Below are 1,484 nucleotides of genomic sequence, written 5' to 3' on the forward strand. Positions count from 1 at the left end.
GCCCTAGGGCATGCACGTATCTCTGAGGCTCCATCCGGCTGCGGCGGCTTTGAAGTATTCGAGGCCGTTTTTGAAGGTGATCGGGCCCGGCGGCTTGGACGATGGATAGCCATCCCAACCGCCGAGGCGGCCGATGATCCAGGCGGCCCAGGCGAGGCTGTCGGGCGGATGCGGGTTCTTGAGTCGTTTGCTCTTGGCTTCGAGTTGCTTGTTGAGAGCAGCAAGCGCACCGATTTCGCCGTCGTTGAAGGCAACGCGATTGAGCTGCTGACCGCCACCGCGCGCTTGCAGAAGCTGGATCGTGATGACGGCGGCCTTGGCGGCTATAGCGACCAGCTTGAGAAGGCGATCGGCGGTTCCGATCTGGCTGTCTTCGAGCTTAAGGCCTTGCGTCTTCAGGGCGCGGAAGAACTGCTCGATAATCCAGCGCTGCTTGTACCATTGGACGATACGCCAGGCGTCTTCAATGCCGGCGACGTCGTGAGAGGTGAGAAGCCGCCAGTGCAGCGGCTCGACGCCGGTTTTGGCATTGATCTCGCGCACGTCGACCACCGCCAGCGGCAAGCTTTTCGGCAGATGGCGCAGGAACTTGCTCTGTGGGCGGGCAAGCTCGATCGTGCCAAAGCGAAGTTCGAGCTGGGCCAGACGTGCTGGCCGTGCGGCGCGCGCAGGCAGTTGGACCGCACGCCGATCCGCCGCGGCCATGGCATCGCTGACCTCATATAAAGCGTTGCGGTCTGCAAGCTTGCGGTCATGCATACTGCGCGCGATGACGTGGAAGTGCTGCTCGGCCGAACTGGCATAAAGGGCAAAGATATCGCTCTCGCGATCCCCCAGCACTGTCACCGCCGAGGCCTTGGTGAGCAGCGGCCTGGCCGCAACGGCGGTGGATATCCAGCGCTGCGATTCCTTGTCCGATAATTCCCGATTGTCGTGCGAGGTCGTGCGGCGGCCTTGGCGCGTCCATATCTGTCCGCTCAAAAGCCCAAGACAGGTGCCATCGTCGGCATCCACCGCCAGCAGCGGGTGCAACAGCACGCCATAATTATTGCCTTTGCCGATTTCTCCGAGCCCGCGCCGTCGTTGTGGCGTCGTGTTGAAGTGGATCTCGCTGGTGTCCTGGATGGCCAGCACGTGGCGGCCTTCCACCGCGGTGATCGTGCGTTCGCTCCAGCTTTCGATAATCCGCTCCGCCGTCACCTTGTCGTGGCCGAGAAAGCGGTTGAACCGCACTTCCAGCGCGCGATCTCCCTTGGAAAGCCGACGCAGGCAGACCGTATTGCCCGCAACCATGCGTTCGACGAGAGCCGCCCCCCTTTATCGAGACGACAATCCCCGAACCGGCCCAAGGTCCAATCGATGCCTGACAGCATGCCAACACCTCCGCCAAAGCCGAAGTGTCGCAATAGGAATCACACAAAGTGCCGATTCGGGAATCCCCCAAGGCAACTTCCTGCCAAGAAAGATGTGTGCATGCCCTAGGG

At 61.8% G+C, this 1,484-nt stretch carries 1 protein-coding gene; it reads right to left on the minus strand.

From position 1 onward, the window contains the following. Positions 1–3 precede the first annotated feature (3 nt). Complete coding sequence (locus tag JQ587_RS36575) at positions 4–1,293, minus strand: IS4 family transposase (RefSeq protein ID WP_212428603.1); 1,290 nt, start codon at positions 1,291–1,293, stop codon at positions 4–6. Positions 1,294–1,484 lie beyond the last annotated feature (191 nt).

The organism is Bradyrhizobium manausense, from assembly GCF_018130615.1.
GTDB classification, from domain to species: Bacteria; Pseudomonadota; Alphaproteobacteria; order Rhizobiales; family Xanthobacteraceae; genus Bradyrhizobium; species Bradyrhizobium manausense_A.

What these genes read in the sequence shown, in the direction of transcription:
- JQ587_RS36575 (WP_212428603.1), bottom strand. Translation starts at nt 1,293, where the DNA reads ATGGTTGCGGGCAATACGGTCTGCCTGCGTCGGCTTTCCAAGGGAGAT.